At 44.7% G+C, this 22,578-nt stretch carries 19 protein-coding genes and 4 tRNA genes; 7 read left to right on the forward strand and 16 right to left on the reverse strand.

Going from position 1 to position 22,578, the window contains the following annotated elements; genetic code table 11:
- Positions 1-2: 2 nt before the first annotated feature.
- Both Nant_RS14325 and Nant_RS14330 read right to left on the reverse strand, forming a co-directional pair.
- Positions 3-3,176, reverse strand: coding sequence for an efflux RND transporter permease subunit (locus Nant_RS14325; protein WP_054342347.1), 3,174 nt, complete (start codon positions 3,174-3,176; stop codon positions 3-5).
- Positions 3,177-3,179: 3 nt separating this feature from the next.
- The gene (locus tag Nant_RS14330) at positions 3,180-4,259 is read right to left on the reverse strand and encodes an efflux RND transporter periplasmic adaptor subunit (protein WP_054342348.1); all 1,080 of its coding nucleotides are present in this window, start codon (positions 4,257-4,259) and stop codon (positions 3,180-3,182) included.
- Positions 4,260-4,508: 249 nt separating this feature from the next.
- On the opposite strand from Nant_RS14330, the gene Nant_RS14335 reads away from it, so the two are divergent.
- Positions 4,509-5,159 (forward strand): CBS domain-containing protein, encoded by a 651-nt coding sequence (locus Nant_RS14335; RefSeq protein ID WP_054342349.1) that lies wholly within the window; start codon positions 4,509-4,511, stop codon positions 5,157-5,159.
- Between the two features lie 19 nt (positions 5,160-5,178).
- On the opposite strand, the gene Nant_RS14340 is transcribed toward Nant_RS14335, so the two are convergent.
- Both Nant_RS14340 and Nant_RS14345 read right to left on the reverse strand, forming a co-directional pair.
- Entirely contained in the window at positions 5,179-5,712 is a 534-nt protein-coding gene (locus Nant_RS14340; RefSeq protein WP_054342350.1) for a YaeQ family protein, read from the reverse strand.
- A 6-nt stretch (positions 5,713-5,718) separates the two neighbouring features.
- Complete coding sequence (locus Nant_RS14345) at positions 5,719-5,976, reverse strand: TIGR02647 family protein (RefSeq protein ID WP_054342351.1); 258 nt, start codon at positions 5,974-5,976, stop codon at positions 5,719-5,721.
- Positions 5,977-6,288: 312 nt separating this feature from the next.
- Between Nant_RS14345 and Nant_RS14350 the strand changes: the two genes are divergently transcribed.
- Positions 6,289-7,356, forward strand: coding sequence for a nucleoid-associated protein (locus Nant_RS14350; protein ID WP_054342437.1), 1,068 nt, complete (start codon positions 6,289-6,291; stop codon positions 7,354-7,356).
- Positions 7,357-7,431: 75 nt separating this feature from the next.
- Here Nant_RS14350 and clpX read toward each other — a convergent pair whose 3' ends face one another.
- From clpX to cueR, 7 genes are all read right to left on the reverse strand, one after another.
- A complete protein-coding gene (gene clpX, locus Nant_RS14355) occupies positions 7,432-8,715 on the reverse strand; it encodes an ATP-dependent Clp protease ATP-binding subunit ClpX (protein WP_054342352.1) in 1,284 nt (427 codons plus the stop codon).
- A gap of 103 nt (positions 8,716-8,818) precedes the next feature.
- Entirely contained in the window at positions 8,819-9,451 is a 633-nt protein-coding gene (gene clpP, locus Nant_RS14360; protein WP_054342353.1) for an ATP-dependent Clp endopeptidase proteolytic subunit ClpP, read from the reverse strand.
- 115 nt (positions 9,452-9,566) lie between these two features.
- Complete coding sequence (gene tig / locus Nant_RS14365) at positions 9,567-10,871, reverse strand: trigger factor (RefSeq protein WP_054342354.1); 1,305 nt, start codon at positions 10,869-10,871, stop codon at positions 9,567-9,569.
- Between the two features lie 266 nt (positions 10,872-11,137).
- Positions 11,138-11,213, reverse strand: a tRNA-His gene (locus tag Nant_RS14370).
- Positions 11,214-11,246: 33 nt separating this feature from the next.
- Positions 11,247-11,331, reverse strand: a tRNA-Leu gene (locus Nant_RS14375).
- 16 nt (positions 11,332-11,347) lie between these two features.
- Positions 11,348-11,423: transfer RNA gene (locus Nant_RS14380), tRNA-His, on the reverse strand.
- A gap of 312 nt (positions 11,424-11,735) precedes the next feature.
- Complete coding sequence (gene cueR, locus Nant_RS14385) at positions 11,736-12,131, reverse strand: Cu(I)-responsive transcriptional regulator (protein ID WP_054342355.1); 396 nt, start codon at positions 12,129-12,131, stop codon at positions 11,736-11,738.
- Between the two features lie 122 nt (positions 12,132-12,253).
- Here cueR and Nant_RS14390 point away from each other — a divergent pair, with 122 nt between their 5' ends.
- Entirely contained in the window at positions 12,254-14,470 is a 2,217-nt protein-coding gene (locus tag Nant_RS14390) for a heavy metal translocating P-type ATPase (protein ID WP_054342356.1), read from the forward strand.
- 170 nt (positions 14,471-14,640) lie between these two features.
- Here Nant_RS14390 and Nant_RS14395 read toward each other — a convergent pair.
- Positions 14,641-14,717, reverse strand: a tRNA-Arg gene (locus tag Nant_RS14395).
- A gap of 245 nt (positions 14,718-14,962) precedes the next feature.
- On the opposite strand from Nant_RS14395, the gene folD reads away from it, so the two are divergent.
- Positions 14,963-15,814, forward strand: coding sequence for a bifunctional methylenetetrahydrofolate dehydrogenase/methenyltetrahydrofolate cyclohydrolase FolD (folD, locus tag Nant_RS14400; RefSeq protein WP_054342357.1), 852 nt, complete (start codon positions 14,963-14,965; stop codon positions 15,812-15,814).
- 120 nt (positions 15,815-15,934) lie between these two features.
- On the opposite strand, the gene cysS is transcribed toward folD, so the two are convergent.
- Both cysS and Nant_RS14410 read right to left on the reverse strand, forming a co-directional pair.
- Positions 15,935-17,341 (reverse strand): cysteine--tRNA ligase, encoded by a 1,407-nt coding sequence (gene cysS, locus Nant_RS14405; RefSeq protein WP_054342358.1) that lies wholly within the window; start codon positions 17,339-17,341, stop codon positions 15,935-15,937.
- A gap of 195 nt (positions 17,342-17,536) precedes the next feature.
- Positions 17,537-18,442 carry a hypothetical protein gene (locus Nant_RS14410; RefSeq protein WP_054342359.1) on the reverse strand — a complete coding sequence of 302 codons (906 nt, stop codon included), beginning with the start codon at positions 18,440-18,442 and terminating at the stop codon, positions 17,537-17,539.
- 115 nt (positions 18,443-18,557) lie between these two features.
- Between Nant_RS14410 and Nant_RS14415 the strand changes: the two genes are divergently transcribed.
- The 3 genes from Nant_RS14415 to Nant_RS14425 are packed head-to-tail and all read left to right on the forward strand — an operon-like array spanning position 18,558 to position 21,623.
- Positions 18,558-20,093 (forward strand): ArnT family glycosyltransferase, encoded by a 1,536-nt coding sequence (locus Nant_RS14415; RefSeq protein ID WP_054342360.1) that lies wholly within the window; start codon positions 18,558-18,560, stop codon positions 20,091-20,093.
- Positions 20,094-20,780 carry a phosphatase PAP2 family protein gene (locus tag Nant_RS14420; RefSeq protein WP_054342361.1) on the forward strand — a complete coding sequence of 229 codons (687 nt, stop codon included), beginning with the start codon at positions 20,094-20,096 and terminating at the stop codon, positions 20,778-20,780.
- Positions 20,781-20,801: 21 nt separating this feature from the next.
- Complete coding sequence (locus Nant_RS14425; protein WP_054342362.1) at positions 20,802-21,623, forward strand: class I SAM-dependent methyltransferase; 822 nt, start codon at positions 20,802-20,804, stop codon at positions 21,621-21,623.
- Between the two features lie 19 nt (positions 21,624-21,642).
- On the opposite strand, the gene Nant_RS14430 is transcribed toward Nant_RS14425, so the two are convergent.
- Both Nant_RS14430 and Nant_RS14435 read right to left on the reverse strand, forming a co-directional pair.
- Complete coding sequence (locus Nant_RS14430; protein ID WP_054342363.1) at positions 21,643-21,960, reverse strand: hypothetical protein; 318 nt, start codon at positions 21,958-21,960, stop codon at positions 21,643-21,645.
- Positions 21,961-22,068: 108 nt separating this feature from the next.
- Positions 22,069-22,563, reverse strand: a complete 495-nt coding sequence (locus Nant_RS14435) for a hypothetical protein (RefSeq protein WP_054342364.1) — start codon at positions 22,561-22,563, stop codon at positions 22,069-22,071.
- Positions 22,564-22,578: the final 15 nt, after the last annotated feature.

The raw sequence follows: 22,578 nt of genomic DNA on the forward strand, positions 1-22,578 counted from the left end.
CTTTATACGTTGCGACGACGCAACAGACTGTAATAAAGCAACGGAATGACGATCAATGTTAGCAGAGTTGATACCAGCAAACCAAAGATCAAACTCACCGCTAACCCGTTAAAGATAGGATCGTCCAGTATAAAGAAAGCTCCCATCATGGCCGCAACGGCCGTTAATACTATTGGTTTAGCCCTGACACTCGCTGCGGTAACAACAGCGGCTTCCAGAGCGACCCCACGCGCCAGCAAATGATTGATGAAATCCACCAGCAGTATCGAATTACGTACAATAATACCCGCCAATGCAATCATCCCTATCATGGAAGTCGCGGTAAACTGCGCGTTCAGTAGTGCGTGCCCCGGCATGATCCCAATCATCGTTAAAGGAATCGGCGCCATGATAACCAAAGGCACCAGATAAGAACCGAACTGAGCGACGACAAGCAGATAGATAAGAATCAACCCGACCGAATAAGCCGCACCCATATCACGGAATGTTTCGTAAGTGATTTGCCATTCACCATCCCATTTCAACGCATAATCGTATTGATCTTCAGGCTGACTGATAAACGTCTGCTGCATTTGATCAATTTTACCCACCATATCAAACATGCCATACAACGGGCTATCCTGACCACCCGCCATATCTCCCGTAACGTACACTACTGGCAACAAATCTTTATGATAGATATTTTTATCCCAAGGGCGCTGCTGTACAAGAATAACTTCTGAGAGGGGTATTAAATCGCCGGAACGGCTTCTTACCCTAATATCCAATAGCGTACTCACATCGGCTTTGCCAGCAACCGGTAACTCGATACGTATCGGAATAGGATATTTCGCATGGCCGGTATGTATGTAAGTAACATCTTCTCCCCCGAGCGCCGCAGCAATGCTGGACGCTACATCAGCTTGACTAACACCTAAGCGCGCCGCACGGCTACGATCCACTTCAAATACAATTCTTTTTGAATTCGCTTCAATGCTGGTATCAATATCAACCAAGCCATCGGTGTGATTAAACAAGGTTTCCAGCTCACGCGCTTTTTCGATTTGCCCTTGATAATCAGGGCCATAGACCTCGGCGACTAACGGAGACATCACCGGAGGGCCTGGCGGTACTTCAATTACTTTCACTGATGCTGAAAATTGCTTACCAATAGTTGTAAGTTGTGGACGAACAGCCAACGCTATTTCATGACTGGAGCGGTCTCGATCTTTTTTATCAGCCAGATTAACCTGCAAATCCCCCTGATTAGGCGCTTGTCTCAGATAGTACTGACGCACTAAGCCATTAAATCCAATGGGCGCGGCTGTTCCTGCATACGCCTGAATATTCCGGACTTCATCAACGGATAACAGAGAGTCGGCCAATTCAGCTAAGACGCGATTAGTCTGCTCCAGCGGCGTACCTTCTGGCATATCGACGACCACTTGAAATTCACTTTTATTATCAAAAGGTAACATTTTCAGAATCACCAACTGCACCACGCCCAACCCAATAGCGCCGACAATCAGACCGATTAATGAAAACCCCAAAAGATAGCGGTTAAAGCGTTTAGCGCCAAGAAAAGGGGTCATCAACCATGTAAACAACTGGTGAGAGCGGGTTTCTTCTGACTTAGCTGGCGTTGATGCATCCGGGCTCCGAGGTTGCTCATGATGCTTTAATAACTTAGAACAGAGCCAGGGCGTAAATGTAAACGCGATAATAAGTGATAGCACCATGCCCATTGACGCATTGATTGGAATAGGGCTCATATACGGCCCCATCAAGCCACTCACAAAGGCCATTGGTAACAAGGCCGCAATCACAGTAAAGGTAGCAAGAATCGTAGGACCACCGACTTCATCAACCGCCACAGGAATCGCTTCCAGCAATGTTTTATTATCCATGGCCATATGTCTATGGATGTTTTCAACCACAACAATGGCATCGTCAACCAGAATACCAATAGAGAAGATTAGCGCGAATAGAGATACCCTATTTAACGTAAAGCCCCACGCCCATGATGCAAATAAAGTCACCATCAGCGTAAGCACAACCGCCGCACCTACAACGACAGCTTCGCGCTTGCCGAGCGCTAAAAAAACCAGTGCAATAACCGATAGCGTAGCAAAAATAAGCTTCTGAATCAGCTTATTAGCTTTGTCATTCGCCGTTTTACCGTAGTTACGCGTCACCGTAACATCAACACCTTGTGGAATAACATGACCTTGCAGCTGCTCAATTCTATTGAGTACCTGATCGGCAATATCAACAGCATTTTCACCCGGTTTTTTACTGATAGAAAGCGTAACCGCCGGCAACTTGGCGGCAACACCTGGCTCGGCATACCAGACATACTGTTTGTTTTCACCGGCATACTGCTTAATATCCGTCACATCTTCAAGATAGATGGGACGGTTATCAACCATACCGATAACCAATTCAGCAAGTTCATCACGTGTCGAAAAAAATGTGCCCACCGTCACAGGGACATACTGATTATCAGAGACAAAAGCCCCCGCCTGAGATGCAATATTGCTCACCACCAGCGCTTGCTTAAGCTCATTAATAGAGATGTTACGCGCCGCCATTTTTTGCGGATCTAATAACACCCGTACCGTTTGCTCTGACCCACCAATGGTTTCTATATCCCGAGTACCCGGAACACGTTTCAACTCACTCTCTAACGCATGAGCAATCTGGCGGAGCTCATAAGCACCGCGTGAAGAATCCTGAGTATGTAGTGTTAATGAAACAATCGGTACGTCATCAATGCCTTTGGGCTTAACAATGATAGGACCTACCCCTAAATTGGCCGGCCTCCAGTCAAGATTGGAATAGACCGCATTATAAAGTCGAACCAACGCCTCAGTGCGCTCTACACCTACTTTGAATTGCACTGTCAACACGGCCAAACCCGGACTAGACACTGAGTAAATATGTTCAATATCTTTAATTTCACCCAGTATTTGCTCTAGTGGTGTCGCTACTAGCGCCTCTACATCTGCCACCGACGCGCCGGAAAACGGCACCATCACATTCGCCATAGTGACATTAATTTGTGGCTCTTCTTCTCGTGGAGTCACTAATGCGGCAAAAACCCCCAGTAAAAGGCCTACTAATGCCAATAGCGGCGTAAGCTGTGAACGCATAAAGCGATTAGCAATGCTGCCTGAAATGCCTAACGGCTTATCCATAAACTATTGCCCTTCCAGAACAGGCGTATCAGAAGCAGCAATGCCCGCTGCAATAGGATCAGTAGCGATGTTTTCACCTACCATCAAGCCCGCCAGAATTTCTACCTGGTCACCAAAACGGCTTCCCACCCTTATTTGGCGTAACTGAGGTAATTTTTGTAGGTTAGATTGCAATGAATCAGGCTGATTTGCGTTAAGTATGTAAACGCCTGCCACTTCAGATCGATAAACTACGCTCGATACAGGTACTAATAAGCGCTCTTGCTCACCTAACTTTACAGCCACCTTCACCAACGCGCCCGGATAGGCAACGGATACGGATTCCGGCAGTTCAAGACGCATACGCACGGTACCGGTTCGTGCATCTGCAATTGGAAATAATGTGGTTTTAGCAGGCCTTACTTTTGTTCCATTATTTAGCACAATATGAACGTCAGGAGCGAGACGAACACTGGTAGCGATAGACTGCGGCAAATCTACAAACCCCCGTAAACGATCAGGGTCGAAACCACTCATCAGCGGCATGCCTGGCTGCACCGCCTCACCCACCTCCACATGTCGTGCACTCACGACACCGCTATAGGCTGCTTTTATTTCTGTGTAGGAAACTTGTTGACGCGCACGATTTAACGCGGCTTCTGCACTGGAAACACGCGCCTTAGCGCTGTTATAACTAGCAGAAGCGCTATCATAATTTGCTTTGGATAGTAGCTTCTTATCATAAAGCACTTTTACACGCGCAAACTGCTGTGCTTCTGCCTGACGCTGTACAATTGATTCATTTAAAAGAGCCTGCGCCTGATTCAGGCCTTCTTTCTGATCGACGCCAACTAATGTGAGTATAACCGTGCCAGCAAGCACTGAATCCCCTACATCAACTCTTATTTGATCCACTCGTCCGCTTGTTTCTGCAGAAACCGTCGCTTGCGATATCGCCTCAACACTGCCTTCTAAAAATCGCTCAAAGGGCATTATTGTTTTAACTACATTAAATGACCGTGGCTCGACATTAGAAGACGGTATCTCTGTCGCTTGCGCAGCCATAGCAATGCTTAACAAGAAGCAAGCCAGAGAACGAATCATAAGGCACTCCAAATAGATAAAAAACCTTATTTTAGCATATTCTAATATAATATATAGCAATCTATACGTCTTAAAAAACGCCATATAACGAGACTATTCTGCAGCCATGCAGATTAAAATCAGTATTATTCTATGCGTAATAGAATTATTGAATGATTGCTAAAAATTGATGACTAATATTAAAATGATATGGATCAAGTTAAATGAACATCCGCCGTTATATATAATATTGACATACGGAGGTATTGAATGGCGTTGCTAATTTATGACAATGGAAATCTCGTTAAAAACCCGTCAACTGCACAGTTTCCACTACGTGGTGTCACAGCCGCTAACAGGAGTAGTGCGTCCAAAAACCCTATGCAGAACAATACGATTAGCAACCCAAAAACCACAGCTAAAGCTAAGCCAGCAAGCTCACCGCTGACTAGCGGTACTCGTTCTACTCTTGTTTCATCCCGTCTCTATGCTGAAACCGGACGTAAATCAGACTCTCTTCAGGACCGTCGCCGCTTAATCGCTTTGCACATCATGAACGCGCCGGTCATTACAGTAGGTCAGTTTGACACTATAAATTTTGCATGGATGCTAATGCAAGAAGAAGAAATTGATCATTTAGTTGTTGTTGGCAGCAATGGGCACCCTCTGGGCGTAGTCACGGATGGTGATTTATTACGCTCAGGCTCTGATTCTAATAGCTTTGTCGGCAACCTACTGAAAAACGCGTTAATTGCTGTGAGTCCGGATACATTAGTGCGGGAGATTGCTCTGATCTTCATAGAACAAAAAATTAGCTCTGTACCCGTTGTCGATCAGTACCACGAAGTGGTAGGCATTGTTTGCCGTAGCGATCTTCTGCGTTTACTGGTGAGCGGCCCTAACCTGGAGCAACGAGTGTAAGCGTATTATTGACAGCGGCTTAAAGCAGTTGCTTAAAGCCTAATGTTAACTGAAGGTCATCTCGGTTCAGAAAAATTTCATTATCGGTAATGGTCATTGTTATCGATACCGTTCTTCCAACCAGGTCAGGTAATTTCGCTGACTGCTCAGCGTTAAACTGCCAGACATCAACACGCGGCAGATCCTTAAAGGCATCCTGAGCACGTGCCCACCAGACATCCGACTCTCGGCCAAAAGCATACAACGACACTTTCGGTGATCGACTAACAGCCTTGCGTATACGTTCCGGGGTGGCCTGCCCTACTTCGATCCAATGATTAATCTGCCCATCAAGACCACATTCCCATACATCTGGCTCATCGGTAGCGGATAGCCCACGGCTGAATTGAAGATCCTCATGATAGTTCAGGCCAAAAACCATCAACCTTATCATCATACGTTCTTGAGTTTCTGAAGGGTGTTGCGCAATAGTGAGTTTGCAGCTGGTATAAATATCACGATTCATATCAACCAACTGCAACTCAACCTTATAGATGGTTGGTTTATGTGCCATAGAGTTTTAAGAAGTAGTATCCAGCTGAACCGGTGTGGTTAGAATTAATATTAAACTTTGTGAATGCTCAGCAGCGTCATGACCCAAGTCAGTCAAATAACCTCCGTCCTCCTGAGTAATCAAATCTTTATCAAACAATCGTTTAGCAGCTTCTATCATGTGTGGTGCAGCACTATGATGAACCTTAATACCTTCTTGAGTCGTACCTACATTAAAGTGGTTCAGTAAGTTCAGTTCTGCTACCAATTCAGCGTCATATGGCATTGTCTTATTTCCTCATATCATTTCCTATGCCAGCAGCATAGAACTTATAAACGTATCAGTACAGTACCTTAGCAAAAGATGACACCAGCATCGACTTAAAACTATAGATATTATATTTCTTTCATTTTATTGTGAAAAAATCAAATAGAGCTTACTAGTAAACGCATTGTATCCTTGTATATCACCGCGCTTGAATTCTGGATAAAACTGACAGAATACTGATTATTACGTGAGATCAGATCAAGATAACCCTGACATTACACATGCTTTCACATAAAATCCCTGTTTTGGTTAATGGCTCTGGGAATACTTGTGGAATTAAAGCATCTGGTAATTAGAGAACTACATAAAGAGGAAGATCAGGCTACCGTTATCAGTGAACGTGGTGGCAGTGTTAATACTCAAGATACGGTAGTTCCAGACATGGTTCTGGCCTTAAATAACGCTTTAGCCAGGCGATCGACCCTAACCCATGGATCTTTTAACAAGGACAACCGTGACGGTTATCCATTTATCCAGGCATTTGAGAATTACCTCTCTCAAGAGCAATCAGCAACCAACTTCCTTAAATTAGCCGATCTGGGTATCGCTCAGCTCGCAGCCGCTATGGATGCGCCCTCTTCCCGCGCAGCCACCGGTGGCTATATTATCTTTGCCCACTACCAACAAGAGCGCTATGAGTTTGTTCTTGTGGCCTTGGTACGAAACCGCTCAGCCATATCACTGAACGACCAGTTAAGCCCTACTGAAGTGGATGAGGTCGATCTCGACAAACTTCATCAAGCTGCAAAAATCAACATTACGTCTTACCAGAAAGGCAAGGATAGTTATTTGAGCTTTATGGGTACAAAAGAGAAAGGCGATGTAACCCATTATTTTTCAAATGCATTTGGTTGCACCGATGTAATGCCGTCTAAAAAATCCACGGGAGACTTGATTCGGGCCACACGCGATTTTTGCACCCAAAATGGCATGGTTGAAGAAAGAGACAAAGTTGTCGAAGATGTTGTCAGTTACCTCAGCCGTCAACGATCTGAAAAAAACACAGCAAACCTGCCAGAAGTCGAACAAATTTTAGATCAGCACATTCCTGCAGCACAAGTGGAATCGATGACCGGTAAATTCGGGCGCTTCGCTAACGGAGAAAACTATCAGGTGAGCCAAGAATTTCAGCCTCACACTCATACACTGAACGCTCTGACTAAATTAAAAGCAAAAGCAGACAATTGGCAGCTCGATTTTTCCAAACGCTCTTTAGGACCGTTGGCGTCAGGTAGCGAGATTGAATTTGACGAAGAGAATCAGGTGCTTATGATCAGACGCCTGCCCAGCCGGGTGGTTGAGCAGATTAAACGTGCGTTGCAAGGTGAAGAGGAATAATTTAACACCTAGCAAAAAGGACGCTATTGCGTCCTTTTAGTCCAGCGTTTATCTAAGTAACTACCTTTTCCGTAACTACTTTTCAGCGGTTACTTTCTTCTCTGGCGTTTCGTAAATAAGAATCGGTTCAGACGTACCAGCAATCACGCCTTCATCGATAACGACCTTGCTTACATTTTCCATAGAAGGTAGCTGATACATGATGTCCAGCAAAGTACCTTCGAGAATAGAGCGTAAACCACGCGCACCCGTTTTACGCGCTAAGGCGTGCTTGGCGATCGCATGTAAGGCTTCTATACGAAAATCAACTTCAGCGCCTTCCATTTCAAACAGTTTGGTATATTGTCGCACCAGACTGTTTTTCGGCTCTGTCAGAATCTGCATCAATGCTTCTTCATCAAGCTCGCCGAGCGTTGCTATCATTGGCAAACGGCCCACGAATTCCGGAATAAGACCGAATTTAACCAGATCTTCTGCTTCGATATCTAACAACGTGTCTGTAATAGATTTAGTATCATCCTTACTTTTCACGCTGGCATTAAAGCCAATAGAGCTTTTCTCGGAGCGATCACGAATAATCTGCTCAAGCCCTGAAAAGGCACCACCACAGATAAACAGTATATTCGATGTATCAACCTGCAAAAATTCCTGCTGAGGATGCTTACGTCCACCCTGAGGCGGCACAGAAGCAACCGTACCCTCAATCAGCTTCAGTAACGCCTGCTGAACACCTTCACCGGATACATCACGTGTAATTGATGGGTTATCAGATTTACGTGAAATCTTGTCGATCTCATCAATATAAACGATACCCAATTGAGCACGCTCAATATCATAATCACATTTTTGCAGAAGTTTCTGAATAATGTTTTCTACATCTTCACCCACATAACCCGCTTCAGTCAGCGTCGTTGCATCAGCGATTGTAAAAGGAACATTCAACAAACGCGCCAATGTTTGCGCTAACAGCGTTTTACCACTGCCTGTAGGGCCAATTAGCAGGATGTTGCTTTTACTGAGCTCTACTTCCTTGTTGGCCGAACTGCTCTGGAACCGCAAACGCTTGTAATGATTATATACAGCAACAGCCAGTACTTTTTTAGCACGGTCCTGGCCGATAACATAGTCATCAAGTTTAGCTTTGATTTCAGCAGGAATTGGCAAGCTGTCCTGTGCTTCCTGCTCATCAATATCTTGAATCTCTTCACGAATAATATCGTTACACAGATCCACACATTCATCACAGATAAAGACAGAAGGACCAGCAATCAACTTTTTAACTTCATCCTGATTCTTTCCACAGAATGAACAAAAAAGCTTGCCCTTTTCGTCATCTTTGTCGTTGATATCATCACTCATTCAACTACCTCATACTCATTCACGCAAAGCGGTATTTTAATTAATTGTGGCTGGTGACACATTTTTCAACCCACAGCCACTTTATACGTCCCGCTAACGCCGTTTATTGACCCTGACGCTTATCCAGAACAGAGTCGATAAGACCATATTCTGCTGCGGCTGCAGGATCCATAAAGTTATCCCGATCAGTATCACGTGCGATAGTCGCCATATCTTGTCCTGTATGCTCAGACAAAATACGATTTAACTTATCGCGTATACTCAGAATCTCTTTAGTGTGTATTTCAATATCCGTTGCCTGCCCCTGATAACCACCTAATGGCTGGTGAATCATGACACGGGCATTAGGTAAAGCATGTCGCTTACCTGCAGCACCCGCCGACAACAAGAAAGCACCCATACTAGCCGCCTGGCCAATACACATCGTACTAACATCTGGCTTGATAAACTGCATCGTATCGTAAATCGCCAGACCCGCTGTTACGGAACCACCTGGCGAATTAATGTACAAATGAATATCTTTATCTGGATTTTCAGCTTCAAGAAATAGCAACTGAGCAACGATCAAGTTAGCCATATGATCTTCAACCTGGCCAACCAGAAAGATTACTCGCTCTTTCAGAAGACGTGAATAGATATCATACGCACGCTCACCGCGGGCAGACTGCTCTACTACCATCGGCACCAGACCAGAGTTTTCAATGATTTTGGCATTGTCCTGATGGAATACTGACATGCAATTTACTCCTTAACCTGATAAACAAAAAACGACAGAGGATCATTACCAACTGTCGTTTTTCATTCAGTCAATACGTCATTAGCGACGTAAGAACCTATGACCCTACTTCGCTTTATTGCTGAGCGGGCTTGATTGCGTCTTCATAAGCAACTGCCACTTCTGTGACGTTAGCAGAAGCAAGTAGACTATCAACAGCCTGATCTTCTAATACCAAACCTTTAACCTGATTCAGCATTTCATCATTGCTGTAGTACCAATCAATAACCTCTTTAGGATCCTGATAAGTACTCGCCATCTCTTCCACTGTTGAACGAACACGTTCATCATCTGCTTTGATTTCGTTAGCTTTGATGACTTCCTGCACCAGCAGACCTACAGTAACACGACGCTTAGCCTGCTCTTCAAACATCTCTTTTGGCAACATGCTTGGATCAATATCTGCACCACCACCAAAACGCTGAACTGCCTGTTTACGCAGATTTTCAATTTCACTGTCAACCAGTGAACTTGGTACTTCAATCGCGTTAATATCAACAAGCTGAGTGAAAACCTGATCTTTTAGTTTCATTTTAAGGGCGTTTTTCATCTCACGTTCCATATTCGAACGCACTTCTACCTTAAATGTTTCTAAATCAGTGGCTTCCAATCCAAACTTAGCAAAGAGCTCTTCGTTCAATTCTGGCAGATGCGGTGTAGAAACAGTCAGCACTTTAACTTTAAATACAGCTGCTTTGCCTTTCAGATTTTCTGCATGATACTCTTCAGGAAAGGATGCATTAACTTCAACTTCGTCCCCTGCTTTAGCACCCACTAGGCCATCTTCGAAGCCCGGGATCATGGAATTTGAACCTAACACTAAATCCATTGCTTCAGCTTTTCCGCCTTCGAACGCTTCTCCATCGATAAAGCCTTCGAAATCCAATTTCAGACGATCACCGTCTTTAGCATCCGATTCAACTTCAGACCAATCAGCCTGCTGCTTACGCAGTGTGTCGATCATCTTTTCCAAATCTTCATCTTTCACTTCTGAGCTTTGCTTTTCAATCGTTACAGCAGAGTAATCAGCCAGAGCTATTTCCGGATATACTTCAAATGTTGCTGTGAACTGAAAGTCTTCACCGTCTTTATCATTTTTGAAATCGATCTGCGGGCCACCAGCAGGCAAGATTTTCTCTTGCTGAACTGCTTCATAGAAGCTCTGCTGAATCACTTCACCAATAACATCCTGACGAATACTAGCACCGTAACGCTGCTTAACAACTTTCAAAGGCACTTTACCAGGACGGAAACCGTCCAGACGAGTTGTACGTGCAGTATGCTGCACTCGCTTATTTACATCATTCTCAATGCGCTCTGCTGGCACAGTGATTGTCATCTGACGCTCTAGAGCGGAGGTCGTTTCAACAGAAACTTGCATGGAATTCCTCACCAAAAAAATACTATGTACTGGTTAGTCGATCGCGGTGAACTAGTTTACCGGAATATTTCCCTGATTAGTTCACAGAATCGCTTATTTAGACTCGATTATACTGACAAGTCAAAAATTCTAAAGCGCGAAAGTTTCGGGCACTTGAGCTTATTAGTCAAGAGCTAACGGAAAATCAGAGCGCACAATAACATTCATAGAAGAAAATAGATTTTTTTTAAGGACTAAAGACACAAATGGGGGGAGAAAAAAACATATGGGGTGAACGATGGGGCTTGAACCCACGACCGCCGGAATCACAATCCGGAGCTCTACCAACTGAGCTACGCCCACCACAAAAAAAACACCATTTATCGGGGAGATAAATGGTGCGGATGGAGAGACTCGAACTCTCACGCCTTGCGGCACTGGTACCTAAAACCAGCGTGTATACCAATTTCACCACATCCGCATTTCGATATTTAGCATGGGGTGAACGATGGGGCTTGAACCCACGACCGCCGGAATCACAATCCGGAGCTCTACCAACTGAGCTACGCCCACCATAACTAAAAATCAATTTCTTTTAACCAGGGGATGAAAGAAATCATCTTACTTTAAACAGTTATTACTCATAACTGCATTGGAGTTTAGGAGGCTCCTCGTGAAGATGTGGCGTATTCTATGGAGACCGACGCATACTGTCAACAAGTTTATACAAGAAATATTGAATAAATTCACAGTAATTTCAATACACTAGCTTTAGCGATCAAAATTCATAGGTAATTACAGCCGATTGACTAACAAGACTCGATCATCACCGCACAATAATGCAATGACTCTGGCAGCTAACCCTTACCGTCAGCTATGCGCCATTTACTGAGAGGCACCACTCAGTTTATCCAAAATAGGACACTCGGCCCTTGAATCACCCGAACACAGCCCTACTACACCCTCTAAAATATCCCTCATTTTTTGCAACTGCATGATCTGGTCATTCACTTTATTTAAATGCTGCACTGCTTTTTGCTTAACAACCGCACTACTTCGCTCAGGATCAAGCGACAACAACAGCAATTCATGACTATCACTTAATGAAAACCCCAAATCTCTAGCGCGCTTAATAAAAACCAACAGCGCTAACTGATCAGCATCATACTGGCGATAGCCATTATCTCCGCGCTTTGCCGGCGGTATAATCTTCTCTTGCTCATAGTATCGAATAGTCTTACTACTCAGCCCGGTGTATTTGGCGGCTTCAGCAATATTCATTAATTTACCTTAAATTTTTAATTTGACCTTACAGTGACTGTAACCCTTACACTCATTCAATATTACTGCATTTAGTTGATAGGCGCGATCAGCAACGCCTGCCACCCTGAGGGCCACATATCATGAAAACCACACTCATTCTGGAAAACGTATCTTGCGCCGGCTGCGTAAAAAAGATCGAGACCTGCGTATCAAAAATACCCAACATTGAGCAGGCAGAAGTCAATTTCCCACAACGCAAACTTTATATTAGCGGTACAGCCAGTGCCGAACTGATCATCAAAGAACTGGAGAGCATTGGATACCAGGCCCGCCCTTCACAAAGCGACGCGGAAGACAGAATTAAACAAAAGGAAGCACAGCAAGCACGATACCGGCAGCGCCTGATTCAAGCGGCAGTTGCTCTTGCACTAGGCATACCCCTCATGCTCAGCGGCTTTTTCATGGAGGACATGAGCGTCCAGACACCCAACGATCAAATTTTATGGGGAGTCACAGGGCTTATCACGCTTGCCATTATGTTTTTTTCGGGCCGCCACTTCTTTTCGGGCGCGTTCACCGCGCTACGTAATGCCAGCTCTACGATGGACACTTTGATTTCAATCGGCACCGGAAGTGCATGGCTGTTTTCCATGCTGGTTGTTCTTATGCCTCACTTATTACCGGCCGATGCCCGACATATCTATTTCGAAGCAGCGGTTATGATTATCGGCTTAGTCAACCTCGGACAGGCAATGGAACTCAGAGCACGCACCCGAACGTCTGATGCGGTAGAGCGCCTGTTAGACCTGCAACCGAAAACCGCACGTGTGATTCGCAATGAAAAAGAACAAGACATACCTCTTGAACTGGTTCAGGTAGACGATCATATCCGTATTAGGCCAGGCGAACAGATTCCTGTTGATGCACGTGTGCTAGAAGGACAAAGCTATATAGATGAGTCAATGCTAACCGGCGAACCCGTTGCCGTTAACAAAAAAATCGGAGATACCGTATCCGGCGGCACTTTCAACAAATCCGGCAGTTTACTGGTGACAGCCGAAAGGGTTGGCTCAGAAACCGCACTGAGCCGTATTGTAGAAATGATCAAACAGGCGCAAAACAGCAAACCTGACATAGCGCGATTAGCCGACAAAATCTCATCTATATTTGTGCCAGCTGTCATTCTTATTAGTATCGCCACAGCAATTATTTGGTATTTTTTCGGCCCGGAACCTAAAATCGCTTACATGCTGGTAACGGCCACGACCGTACTTATCATCGCCTGTCCTTGCGCACTCGGACTAGCCACACCCATGTCAGTCATGGTGGGCGTAGGCAAAGCCGCAGAGCATGGCGTACTCATCAGAAACGCGCAGGCACTGCAATCAGCAGCTGGTATCACTACATTAATTATCGATAAAACAGGCACCGTCACTGAAGGCGCACCCAAACTAACCAGCATAATCGCGCTGCAAGGATCTGAAGAACATCTGTTAACACTGGCCGCCTCACTGGAAACATTATCCGAACACCCATTGGCTGAAGCCATTGTAGACGCCGCGAAAAAAGCACAGCTTAAGCTACTTCCCGTTAAACAATTCAACTCCGTCACAGGAAGAGGCGTCACTGGTAAGATAGGTGTTGAAACGCTGCTGATGGGCAATCTCGCCTTCATGCAAGAAAACGGCATTGATAGCCAACAAGTTAGCGACCAAATCACAAAGCTAACCGCCAATGCACACACGCCCGTGTATATAGCAGCAAACGATCAACTAATTGGATTCATCTCCGTAGCTGACCCAATACGCCACGATTCAGCGGCTGCCATTAAGCGACTGCAGAAGGCCGGCATAAAAGTCATTATGCTGACAGGAGATAATCAGCAAACCGCCGCTGCCGTTGCACAACAAGTCGGCGTAGATGAGTTTATTGCAGGAGTAATGCCAGCAGACAAAGCCAGCAAAGTAAAATTATTGCAGCAACAAGGCGGCATTATAGCCATGGCCGGTGATGGTATTAATGATGCCCCCGCTCTGGCGCAGGCAGATGTAGGATTTGCCATTGGCAATGGAACAGATATCGCTATCGAAAGCGCTGATATGGTGCTTATTCGTAACTCATTGCATAGCGTTGCTGATGCGATTGAGCTATCTAAAGCCACGCTTAAAAACATCCACCAGAACCTCTTCGGTGCATTTCTTTATAATAGTCTGGGGATACCGATTGCTGCAGGTATTCTATTTCCATTTACGGGCATTCTGTTAAGCCCGATTATTGCTGGCGCAGCAATGGCTTTCTCTTCAGCTACTGTCGTGGGAAATGCAAATCGATTAAGACTGTTTAAACCATCAGCTTAAAGATTTTATTGTAAAGAATACACATAGCAAAATATCGCAAGGGCACAAAAACGGCCACTACACGCCCTTGCTTATTAAGGCTTTAATGATTGGAGTTAGAAATGCTCATAGCGGCGCTATTGGCGATATTATTTAACGTATTAGAAGGCAGAAAGTATGTGAGGAGTGACTGGTGCGCCCAGTAGGAATCGAACCTACAACCTACGCCTTAGAAGGGCGTTGCTCTATCCAGTTGAGCTATGGGCACTGTCAGAAACCAGGTAAAAACCTGAACCTTTATGAGGCCCTGCTGCTGAACCGAGATTCAAAGGCCTTATAAAGGAGGCAGTATCCTAAAGGAGCATTGGTATATCGTCAATATTTTTTTAAGTCATCCTGCATTAAACTACTATATGCGCCTATTATTCCATCCTCCACTTGGCCGAAGCGGCTTAACATGAGAAAATCCGCGCAGTTTTGATACAACGCCTGCATCGGGAAACGCCAAACATAATGACCGCACAGATTATTGACGGAAAAAAGATTGCTGCCGACGTCCGTCGACAGGTAGCAGAAAAAATCCAAGACCGACTCACAAAAAGTAAACGCGCGCCTTGCCTTGCCGTGGTTATTGTTGGTAACGATCCGGCTTCTCATGTGTATGTTCGCAATAAAAAGAACGCCTGTATTGAGGTAGGAATTGAATCCATTTCTTATGATTTACCCGTCGACACTTCACAGCAAAAATTACTATCGCTGGTAGATGAGCTTAACGCCAATCCAGATATAGACGGAATTCTCGTTCAGCTCCCTTTACCAGCCGAGCTGAATAGTAATGAAATCCTTGAGCATATTCAGCCAGAAAAAGATGTTGATGGATTCCATCCATTTAACCTTGGCCGCTTAGCCCAGAGGATGCCGGCATTACGCCCCTGCACACCCAAAGGCGTAATGCTACTTCTTGAATCAACGGATATTGACCTCCATGGCCAGGAAGCGGTTGTTGTGGGTGCATCCAATATCGTCGGCCGCCCCATGTCTCTAGAGCTATTGCTGGCAGGTTGCACGGTTACAACCACGCACCGTTTTACACGCGACCTTGCGTTTCATGTAAAACGTGCTGACATTGTTGTCGTTGGCGTGGGTAAACCAGGCCTGGTAAAAGGCGAGTGGATCAAAGAAGGCGCTATTGTTATAGATGTTGGCATTAACCGTCTGGAAGATGGCCGCTTAGTAGGCGATGTAGATTATGACATCGCGGCTCAGAGCGCAGGGTGGATAACGCCAGTTCCAGGTGGTGTTGGCCCGATGACCGTTGCCTGCTTGATGGAGAACACATTGGAAGCAGCTTCTAGAAACGATTGATCCCATTAAAAATTTAAAAAGCACTCAATAAAACACCATAAAAAAAGCGAGCTCATTGCTCGCTTTTTTATGCCAGATTACCCAAACAGCAACCGCTACAAGGTTAAATCTGAGAGACGGCTAGCCTTCTCGAAACCAGCTCGTGCCTTCTCGACTATCTTTAAGAATAACACCTTGCGCAGCCAACACATCTCGAATCCGATCTGATTCAGCGTAATCCTTGCTCCCTTTTGCTGCAGTACGCTGCTGAATTAACGCTTCGATAGCGCTCGCATCAACCTCACCCTCTTTATCATCACCTTTCAGGAAAGCGTCCGGATCTTGCTGCAACAATCCAATAATGCCACCCAACTCAGCAATTTTATGCGCCATCGCAGCCGCACCTGCTTCAGATGATTTCTTTAGTTTGTTTAATTCATTCACCATCTCAAACAAAACAGAAACAGCTTTAGGTGTATTAAAGTCATCATCCATCGCAGCATTAAAGCGCTGTTCAAAATCACTTATATTCACCTGATCAGCATCTTCTTTAGAATACTCGTATCCAGCCATGCCATTTAGCGACTGATAAAAACGTTCCAGCATGACCCGTGCTTCTTTTAAGCTCTCTTCGCTGTAATCGATATAACTGCGGTAGTGAACACGCGCCAGGAAGAAACGCACAACTTCAGGATTGTATTTTCCTAACACGTCTCTGATGGTGAAAAAGTTGTCTAAAGACTTAGACATTTTTTCACTATTTACACGCACAGGACCCGCATGCATCCAATAATTCGCGTAAGCACAGCCATTGGCTGCTTCTGACTGCGCTATTTCGTTTTCATGATGAGGAAATGGCAGATCAGGACCTCCGCCATGTATATCGAAAGTATCGCCCAAACAACATTTAGACATAGCCGAACATTCAATATGCCAGCCCGGACGCCCTGCCCCCCATGGAGACTCCCAGCTAACCTCTCCGGGCTTAACCGCCTTCCATAAGACAAAATCAAGCGGACTCTCTTTCGCCTCATCAATCGCAACACGAGATCCGGAACGAAGCTCATCAATATTCTGATTAGTCAGTTTTCCATACTCTGCAAATTTTTCGACACGGTAATAAACATCACCATTGGCAGCAGGATAAGCAAAATCTTTTTCTATCAGCGTACTTACCAGCGCAATAATCTCATCAATATGGGCGGTAGCTTTTGGCTCCTGATCGGGGCGCAAGACACTAAGCGCATCTTCATCTTCATGCATCGCAGCAATCATGCGCTCAGTTAATTGCTCAACCGTTTCATTATTTTCATTTGCCCGTCTGATAATTTTATCATCGACATCGGTAATATTGCGGACGTAATTTACATTCCAGCCACGCGAACGCAAATAACGCGTAATGACATCAAAACACACCATCACCCTTGCATGCCCAATATGACAATAGTCATACACTGTGATGCCACAGACATACATATTAATATGGCCTTCTACCAACGGCTTAAAAGGGGCTTTTTGCTTGGTCAGTGTGTTATAAATCTGAAGCATGATCGATTGGTGTATTCCTGGATGATATTAATTTGGATAGCATTTATCTGGATAATCTTAATCTGAATAGTATTAACAACGAAAACTTATGTGCGCTGCCGCCTTCGCTAATAGCGACAAAAATCATTATAGAGGAAATTAATATCCAATGTGACCGAAATCCTACCCTCTTTAACCACTCAATTCCAAGGAGATTTAATCAGGCAAACGCAAGCGACCAATCTGCTGAGCACCCAGCCGGCTCTTTTCAGAAGTGAGCAGTAAAGCGTTGTCTCCATCCCACAGCACACCTTCCCATTGCCCATAGGGCAGAATCGTATGATACGTCGCTCGATCCCAGTCCGGCAGACCAGCAACCACATCAATAACCCAAACAAAAGACTGCCCAAACATACTGGGCTTCTGGTAACCCAGCAACACTAACGTATGAGTTTTTTCATTGTAATCCGCTGCTGTGATTAACCCGGCAACCGGTAGCGTCATGACAGGCTCAACGGCCTGATCAGCCTGTTTTTTATCGAGAACATACAAGCGTGATTGCAAATCACCACGGTTTTTAGTGAACAACCACAACTGCTCGCCAACAAAGGCTAATGCCTCACAATCATAATTATGACTTTTACTGTCGACACTTCCTATTCGGTCCGCATAATGAAAACGTATTTTCTTCGCCGCCACCTTGTCACCACTCTCGGCTTTCGCAATCTGCTTCAGGCTTACTTTATAAATATCGAGCGTTTCACGCTTGCCCCGATTATTTCCACAATCCGCAATAAATAAGTGCTTCTGGTTCTGCGCCAGCGATTCCCAATCGATATTTTTTGCACCCTGAATCTCTACCTGTTTGCTAAACACATAATCCTGATCATTAAAAGCATAGAGCGAAGCCTTGCCCCCGCTATCATTGATAGTCCATAAATAGCCACCAAATTTAGCCAAACCCGATGTTTCGGAAACGACATCAGGCCAGTGCTTAAGACTCTCTATCGTCAACGGTGGTCCAATCCGGTCCTGTGATACCGCGACAGATGAACAGCCGGCCAGCAACCCAACGAATAGCCCGAACACACACAGCGCTGATAATTTTTTTTCTGGAAGCATAGAAAAAACCACTGATTCTAATAAATATTCATATTGCTTAATGAGGCTAAGAAAGCCTCAAATTTAGATGATACAATACCGCTAATTTTTATATCACAGAGTAGTCATAGTTAGTATGTCCGCATCCCCTCATAAAACCAGCCTGTCAAATCAAACAGGTTTGTCAAACAAAAGCGCCTGGCTTCTCTCTTGGCAGGGAGTCACTTTCTTTATCTTATTGTTGACGCTCTATCGGATTTTAGCGATTACTCAAGGACATGTATCTCTGTTTTATGATGAAGCTTACTATTATCACTGGTCACTTGATCCTGACTGGGGCTACTATTCCAAACCCCCAATGGTTGCCTGGATTATAACCATGACGACCTCTCTTTTCAGCGACAATGATTTTGCGGTTAAACTTGGCGCTCCCATTCTTTATGGTTTAACCGCGGGGGTTGTTTATCGTATCGGGAAGCATCTCTGGAATCCGCAAGCAGCCGCCTGCTCTGCTCTGGTTTTCTGTGCAGCTCCTCTTGTAGGCTTCAATAGTTTATTTATCACAACAGATGCGCCCTTACTTTTTTTCTGGGCTTTAGCCACATGGCTGTTCATCATCGCCCTTCAAACCCAATCCTGGAAAAACTGGTTGCTCGTAGGCGTAGCCGTGGGCTTAGGCATGATGAGCAAATATACGATGGCTCTACTGCCTATCGGCTTATTTCTCTATATGGGAGCGTCCAAGCAATATCGACCACTACTCTTAACCTTAAAACCCTGGTCGGCCGCAGTAGTTGCCGGTTTGATTTTCGCCCTCAATATCTATTGGAACTACCAACACAACTTCGTCACACTTAACCATACATCAGAGATATCACAACTCGATAAAAAACTATTCAACCCAGATAAGCTGGCAGAGTTCATATTAAGTCAGCTGATCGTTTTTGGGCCTATCTGGAGCTACTTCCTGATTCGACAATGGATGAGTAAGGAAGCACGCGCAGCGATTACCCAGTCGGGCATTCTACTAGCTACATTCCTGCCGCTGTTTCTTATCATATGTACACAAGCGCTATTATCCCGCGCCTTCATTAACTGGGCAGCCCCTTGCTTGATTGCTGCTTCTTTGTGGACTGGTTTTTATTTAAGCCGCCAACCTAGACGCAAACTTATTATTGGTCTGATTATCCAACTAGGATTTATTAGCACGTTTTACCATTGGCCCATTATTCTCGAATCTGCAGGTATAGAACGCACACGAAAAGTCGATCCATTTCAACGTACACAAGGCTGGTCGGAACTCGCAACACAACTAAAGCCCGTGTTGATGGCAAGCCCTAACGCACTCATTACCAGCCCTTCGAGAAAGCTGCTGGCCTATATCAGTTTTTATGCAGAACCAGGACAGCTCAGGGTCGCACGCTGGAATCCTGATCAAAACAATATTCGCGACTACTATGATCTGCTCTTCAACCTGAGAAACTATGCGCATCAGAATCAGCAAGCATTCATTCTGATAAATGAGACACCCTTGGACAGCAACCTGCTATCACGCTTTCAGCAATGTGGATCTGAGCAACATTATACCGAAACTGTATTCCGCGATCTCAGTCGGGAAATCTATTTATATGAATGCACTGGATTCAAAGGCTATATAAATGAGGGGCCATAAATGAATAGTATTAAGAACCTATTACTACGTAAAGACATCCAGATTTTTCTCTTGTGTTACATTATATTTACGCTATTCTCAGGTGTAGACCTCGCCGTTACATCCTTTTTTTACAACCCTGCAGATGGGTTTTATCTAAAAGATATCTGGTTTAATCAGTTCATCCACAGCACATTTGCCCGCATTCACCTTTTATGGCTAGTGTTATTTATTATCAGTCTTATTTATTGCTGGAAAAACAAGCTAAAAGCCAAACAGAAAGTCTTTCTGTTCTTGATTGTCACGATGGTTGTCGGCCCCGGTTTACTGGTCAATGTATTCATCAAGGATAATTCAATTGGCAGAGCGCGCCCCGTACAGATTGAGCAGTTTGGCGGTACGGATACATTCACACCCGCTTTTATTTATTCAGGACAGTGCCAGAAAAACTGCTCATTTGTTAGCGGACATGCTGCCATTGGCTTTTATGCCATTGTGCTAGGCTGGATTTTCAGGAAACGCATATGGTTCTGGTCTGGCTTTTCTCTGGGAGCAATTATTGGACTAAGCCGCATGATGGAAGGCGGACACTTCTTGAGTGATATTGTTTTCGCTTTCTGGAGCGTCTATTTCAGCACGCTATTGCTGGGCCATCTTTTTGGTTATAAAGCGCCCACGATCTCCCCTTTTCAAAAAGAAGATACTTAGCTCATCTTACGGACAATACTTATGCCTACGGTTAGCAAACACTACAACGAAAGCCTGCAACTGGAAACAATTCTACTCCAGCTTAATGACGCCTATCCTGATGGCCCTAACGCCTATCAACTCGCCCCGATTGATCAACTGCATATTGGCGGGATAAAGGCCTCCGAAAAATTAGCGGAGCGACTTGACACACTTAAACCAGAAAGCGTACTGGATGTTGGCAGCGGGCTGGGCGGCCTATTGCGTGTTTGCAAACAGCGTCATGATGCCATTTATGTGGGATTAGATATCACACATGGTCTTAGCTACGCCAATCAGCAATTAGGCAAACTAAACCAGACATCCTCACCTTGTATGGTAGTAACCGGTAACGGCCAGCAACTCCCTTTTGCTGATGAGTCATTTGATGTGATCATCATGCAACACAGTTTGCTGAACATGCCTGACAAAATCAACGCACTAAAAGAATCTAAACGCGTGTTGCGTAAAGGCGGACATTTGATACTTCATGAAGTATTGATGGGAGAACATTATGAGCAGATGCTTTTTCCTGTACCCTGGGCCCGAACCAAAGACATATCCCATTTAACATCAGAAAAGAGCCTGACTGCCTTAATTGACGAAGCATCATTACGCATAGAATCGATTAACGACTGGTCGGAAGAAGCCATTTTATGGAGAACCCGACAAACCAACAAACAGGCAACCCAACAAACAAGCAGTCAATCGCCAGTCGTTTCACCGGCGATGATTTTAGGGTGTGACTTTATACAAATGGGAAAAAACGTGCAGAGCAACCTGCAAAATGGCGCTATTCGGATTGTAGAAATCCTGATTTGCTAATTTTCTCTCACAAAGCGAATTAAGAACACTCAGTAATATCAAAATAAATGGTCTGCTCTCCTTGCTTAACTTTTCCATGCTTTATAACTCTGAAATCTAAAAGCAGGGACTCGTAACACCTCCCATCGCACTTCTGAAGGGACTGACCAATAACCTCCCAACTTAAGTCTTTAAGTCGACCTAAACTCCACAACACCGCCTTCTGAATCGTGCGTTTATCGTGGATACCATCCTGGTGAATAATAATGGCCGATTCAATAGAACGACCATTACCACCAGAAATAGGAGCGTCAAATCCAGAATGTTCTACAACAAGCGCTTTTAACTCAGCCGGCATATGTTACTCCAATGAAATATCCTTATGAATGGAGCATAGCTCTATTTTCTTAAAAAGCTATGAATCAACCCTTGCCCGGCAGCTAAGTCAGACAAGGGTCAAGAGCTTTTATTCGCTTTTAGCATCATCCTGAGCAGGCGTCATTCCCTGCTCAACGACTACCGGCTCATCTGTCGAGCTTTCAACCGCATTATCAACTTTACTGGCGGCGTCTTTAATCATATCTTTTGTTGATTCTACAACACTACTTGCCGCACTTTTAGTTGAATCAACCGCCGTACCTGCGGCCTCAGTAACAACTGTTTTTGCTGCATCAACAGCATTACCTGCAGCGTCAGTAGTCGCTTTATACGCATCAGATGAAGCCTCTTTCGCACCTTCAAGAGCCTTAACTGCTGTTTCTTTTGCATTTGCAACCGCTTCACTGCTGTTTTCTTTCATCGTGTCCATAGCTGATTTTGTTGCATCAGAAGCATCTGTTACCGTCTCGGTTGTCGTTGCTTTTGTTTCTTCCACAGCTTTTTTTGCATCATCATTATCACAACCGGTCAGCGCGACAGCCGAGACCAGCACAGTAACGATAAAAGCTTTATTCAATTTCATTTTCTCTTCCTTTCC

This window comes from Neptunomonas antarctica, from assembly GCF_001305295.1.
Lineage (GTDB): Bacteria > Pseudomonadota > Gammaproteobacteria > Pseudomonadales > Balneatricaceae > Neptunomonas > Neptunomonas antarctica.